Origin of the sequence: Fodinibius sp. (assembly GCF_041642155.1) — a bacterium.
GTDB lineage: Bacteria > Bacteroidota > Rhodothermia > Balneolales > Balneolaceae > Fodinibius.
Window position 1 is genome coordinate 1 of sequence record NZ_JBEPWZ010000249.1, and the last position, 4,619, is coordinate 4,619.

The 4,619-nt window shown below is 49.6% G+C and carries 4 protein-coding genes; 2 read left to right on the forward strand and 2 right to left on the reverse strand.

Going from position 1 to position 4,619, the window contains the following annotated elements:
• The first annotated feature begins 146 nt into the window (after positions 1 to 146).
• Positions 147 to 1,115: a PmoA family protein gene (locus ACESLU_RS12015; protein WP_372638891.1), complete on the forward strand. Its 969-nt coding sequence runs from the start codon at positions 147 to 149 to the stop codon at positions 1,113 to 1,115.
• Between the two features lie 15 nt (positions 1,116 to 1,130).
• Here the strand turns inward: ACESLU_RS12015 and ACESLU_RS12020 are convergent, their stop codons facing one another.
• Together ACESLU_RS12020 and ACESLU_RS12025 are read right to left on the reverse strand one after the other, a co-directional pair.
• Complete coding sequence (locus tag ACESLU_RS12020; RefSeq protein ID WP_372638892.1) at positions 1,131 to 2,375, reverse strand: mandelate racemase/muconate lactonizing enzyme family protein; 1,245 nt, start codon at positions 2,373 to 2,375, stop codon at positions 1,131 to 1,133.
• Positions 2,376 to 2,471: 96 nt separating this feature from the next.
• Complete coding sequence (locus ACESLU_RS12025; protein ID WP_372638894.1) at positions 2,472 to 3,854, reverse strand: Gfo/Idh/MocA family oxidoreductase; 1,383 nt, start codon at positions 3,852 to 3,854, stop codon at positions 2,472 to 2,474.
• 414 nt (positions 3,855 to 4,268) lie between these two features.
• Between ACESLU_RS12025 and ACESLU_RS12030 the strand changes: the two genes are divergently transcribed.
• Positions 4,269 to 4,619: amidohydrolase family protein (locus tag ACESLU_RS12030; protein ID WP_372638893.1), on the forward strand; the 351-nt coding region annotated here is incomplete at its 3' end.

Genomic DNA, 4,619 nt, shown 5'->3' on the forward strand with positions numbered 1-4,619 from the left:
GCGGGGACGGTCTCTGGGATAGCTACGGGCGCCATGTTGAGCCCAAGAGTCTTTACCTTAAGCAGCTGGAAGACCGCCTGGGCCGGGAAGCTGTCGAGGCGATATCATCCAATAATAAAAGTTTACAATAAATAACCTCTCAGATCATGAAGACTGTTTCCAACACTGTACTATTTATCGTTATACCTATAGTTGTATTTGGAATACTCGCAGGCTCTCAACCGGAAGCGGAAGACAACGGTGATTTTTCATTTCAGGATAATGACTCCACGCTTACTATTTACGAGGGTGATCAGCCCGTTCTGTCAATGGTGCACGGCCGAATGGATCCGCCCGACGGAATGGATGGCAAGTATTGGCGATCCAATTATGTTCATCCCATTTTTGGACTTGATGGCGAAAAGCTAACCGAAGATTTTCCGGAAGACCACCCGCATCACCGTGGACTCTTTTGGACCTGGCCGGATGTGACCTATGGCGATAAAAGTATTGATCCCTGGGCGTTAGTCGGGGCCCGACAGTTATTTCGAAAATGGTACCACAAAGAGGCCGGCGAGGGACAGGCAACCATTTCGTTTGAAAGCGGGTGGCGCATGGATGAAAAATGGGAACCCTTCGTAGAGGAGTATATCACTATCACGGCCCATAAAGCGGACAAAATTGGCCGTTCTATTGATTTTACCCTTCGATTCCAAAATAGTTCATCAAAGGAAGTAACGTTAAGGGGACGCGGAGAAACCGGCTACGGTGGTTTTAATATACGGCCCGTCGGCAGCCGCCCGGGTAATAAAATAACAACAGCTGAAGGGGTAATGGAGGACGATGCCCTGGTAGTGGATAGCGGCTGGGCGGACTATTCGTCACTGGTATCCGACAGTACCTATGCCGGCTTGGCTGTTTTTCAGCATCCCGGCAACCCGGGGTTTCCCCATTCAGGGTGGATTCTCCGGTATTATGGGTTTCTCGGGGCTTCCTGGCCGCAATATGAGCGCCTTGCGCTTAAACCCGGTGAAGATTTTGAACTTAAATATCGTGTTTATGTACATCGCGGGGATGCCGATTTTGCCCGGGTGGAAAAAAAGTTTGCGGATTTTGTCCGGGAATCCTCACCCTGATTGAGCCTGGAAGCTTCATTTTGACCGCCTGACCAGGTCTTGTAATTTGTCTTCATCTACCTCGACGCCCAGCCCCGCGCCCTGCGGAACCCGTACTTTTCCGTTAACGGGACGAAAAGGTTCGGTTATGATACTTTCGGCCAGAAATTGCGGTCCGTTAAGGGCAGCCGGGTATGACAAATCATAGGCGCTGAAAAGAATCAGGGAAGCTGCAAGGGACACGTCGGGATCGGTTAGTCCGCTGCCAAGAAATTGAAGTCCCGCGTGCCCGAGCAATTCTATCTGCTGACGCGCTGAAAGCAGTCCCCCGGTACGGGCCGGTTTCATGGCTACTCCATCGAGGCAGTCCAGTTTGATAAATTCAAGCACCTGTGCCGGTGAAACCATACCCTCGTCCACAATGATGGGAAGCGCACCCTGGGCCACCAGCCTGCGGTAACCGGTAATCTGGCTGATCGGTATGGGCTGCTCCAATACCGGCACACCGGCATCTGCCAGCCTGGGAGCAGCGTCAAGGGCCGTGGAGAGGTCATACCCGCCATTGGCGTCCGCCCAGAGAAAACTGTCGGGTACGATCTGTTTGACCCGCTCCACAAGCTTCAGGTCATACGCCGGATCCGGACCCACTTTGAGATTAAAATGCCGGTATCCTTTTTCCAGCCCTTTCTTTACCAGATCCTCCGCTTCGCCGAGATCTGTCGTACTGATCGTCCAGCTCAATACTATTTCCTCGCCCGTGGTTCTTCCCCACAATTCGGCGATATTCCGCCCTGTGATCTTACCCATCAGATCGTGGAGGGCCATGTCAATACCCGACTTCGTGATCGGCATGCCGGTGGTGAATGATGGAGCAATTTCCCGGCTCATTAGCTCTTTGATCCCTTTCAGGTCGAACGGATTGTGTCCCGTTAATACCGGCGTCAGATAGGTGTCTATGGCATGGACGGATGCCTCAAGTGTTTCGTAGCTCCAACGGGGAACCGGTACGCTTTCCCCCCATCCAATGCTGCCGTTATCCGCAGTTATTTTTACCAGGACAGCGGGACGCCCGGTGCCGGTCGGACCATCTAAGAAACGGAATGGCAGTACTGAAAGATATCGTACCGGAAAGGTCTCAATTCTTTCAATTGTTATGTTCTCCGGAATTGATGATGCAGTATTACCGGAAGTAGTATCCTGCCCGTTTAAATCGGGAAGGAAAGGCATGGCAGCGGCGGCCGTTGTACTTGCTATAAACTTTTTTCGGCTAATATTGCTCATATGGGTAACTTGTTTAGGCGGTTTTGCATGGGGTGTTGCTACGTCTTTCATTTTTTCATCATACCGACCGAATTCTGAACTTCGGCTAATATATTACTACATATCAATATAGTCGGTACCATAAGGATGACGCTGCGGACGGCTTAACATGGAATTGGCGCGATCGTTATTGATAAACTGTTCCTCTTCCGGATCCCATTCCAGCTTCCCCGGTATTTTCATGGCAATGTGACTGATCAGGCAGAGCGTGCATACATGATGTCCCACTTCAATGGGAGACATCGGCTGCTTCCGTGACCGGATGCAGTCCAGCCAGTTGCCATGATGCTCATTGGTAATGGGATACAGGTGAATTTCGTCTTCGTTAATTTCCGAGGTAAGAATCCCGGGATTGCTTGCATTAAGGACTTTCCTGTTTGCTTCCGAGGTAGCCGGATTACCCTCCGTCACGGAATAGTCTCCTCGGAATACTTCTATCCATCCTTCCGTGCCTTCATACCTGATAACAACCGGAGATCTTGAATTGGCATACATGGTAACTCCGTTGTCATATCGAGCCTTGACCATAAAATCACCATGGACATGACGCGGGCGATTTTGGTAGAAGCGGGCCATGGCTTCTATTGATGCGGGGCCGGTATGTTCCGTGCCCATTCCCCAGGCAGCCAAATCAAATTGATGTTGTCCCCAGCCCGTGATCATACCGGCGCCGAATTGTTCCTGCCATAACCAGCCCGGCCGGCCATAGCCGTCATCGGGGTGTACGGCAGCTTCAGAATAAGGTATTCGGGGGGTGGAACCCAGCCACATATCGAAGTTCAAGTGGCCGGGAACCGGCATTGTATTGAGGGCTGGTCCCGGCTTGTCTGCGGGAAAATTGACGATCGCGGTGTGTAATTTTCCTATCCTGCCGTTTCTGACTAGTTCAGCGGCATATTTAAATTGCGGGGATGTGGAACGAACCTGTGTGCCAACCTGTAAAATCGTTCCCTGCTCTTTTACGACATCTCGTAATAGCTGGCTTTCCGCAACGGTCAAAGAGACCGGTTTTTGCAGGTAAACATCTTTATTTGCCAGGGCCGCTTCAATAGCAGGCTGTACATGCCAGTGGTCGGGCGTGCTGATGATCACCGCATCTATATCAGGATTCAGGAGCATTTCACGATAATCTTCATACATTTTTACATCTATGTAGTTTTTACTACCTTTTTTATCTGCATAGAACTGCTCGATATATTCTTTCCCGTCTTTCATGCGGTTCCTGTCAACATCACAAACGGCGATTATTCGGGCTACATTGTGGTTCAGCGTTTCCGGCATATCATGCCCCCGGGCAATACGTCCACAGCCGATCTGGCCAATATTGATTTTATCGTTGGGTCTACTTTTGCTTAATACAGAGGAGGCTAAAATGGTGGGAAAGGCTAATGTTCCCGCTGATGTTGCCAACGTATTTTTTAAAAAGGTTCTGCGGTTAATTTTATTCATAAAGCACTATATTTTTATTAAAAAAATCCCCTACTTTGAATTACCCAAATTGGAATTATTGGTATAGTAAAAAGAAATAACGCATATAAAAATTTTCCCGATCAAAAAATAGGTTCAGTAATCCAACTGGATACATCCCGGTAAATATCCCGTTGGAGGCGCATAACATTCAAATTCCTGTCATCCAAAAATAATTTAGACATACACATTCAAAATAGTTATATACCGTAAGATAAACCAGAATATCATAATAAAACATAATTTCAGGTTGCGTTTATCCTAACATAATAGTGTATTTAATATTTGTTTAAATTAAAAAGAAAGGTAATGTATCAATTTCAGTGGGTAGTTCTTATAAGTGTGTTCATGTTTTGCGGAGCCTGCAGCGGGGGGCCACCGGCGGATATGGTAGTGAAGAATGGAAACATTCTGACCGTCGACAGTACTTTTTCGCAGGTGGAGGCGGTCGCGATCCGCGGAGGAAAGTTCGTGGCAATCGGGGATAACGGCGAGGTCGAGGATCTTATCGGCGGGGAAACCCGGGTTATTGACGCGGACGGGAAGACGGTGGTGCCCGGGCTGATCGCCTCCCATACGCACGCGATCAGCGTCGTAGAGCGGGAGTACGCCACGCCCTATCCGTTCGAGCAGCACGGCTCTATAGCGGACATTCAGCAGTGGCTGCGCGATCAGGCCGGGCAGACCCCGCAGGGACAGTGGATTCAGCTGCCGCGGACCGATGTCACCCGCATCCGG

Excerpts from the sequence above, each read along its gene's own strand:
- ACESLU_RS12015 (WP_372638891.1), top strand. The coding sequence starts at position 147 with ATGAAGACTGTTTCCAACACTGTACTATTTATCGTTATACCTATAGTT.
- ACESLU_RS12020 (WP_372638892.1), bottom strand. The coding sequence starts at position 2,375 with ATGAGCAATATTAGCCGAAAAAAGTTTATAGCAAGTACAACGGCCGCC.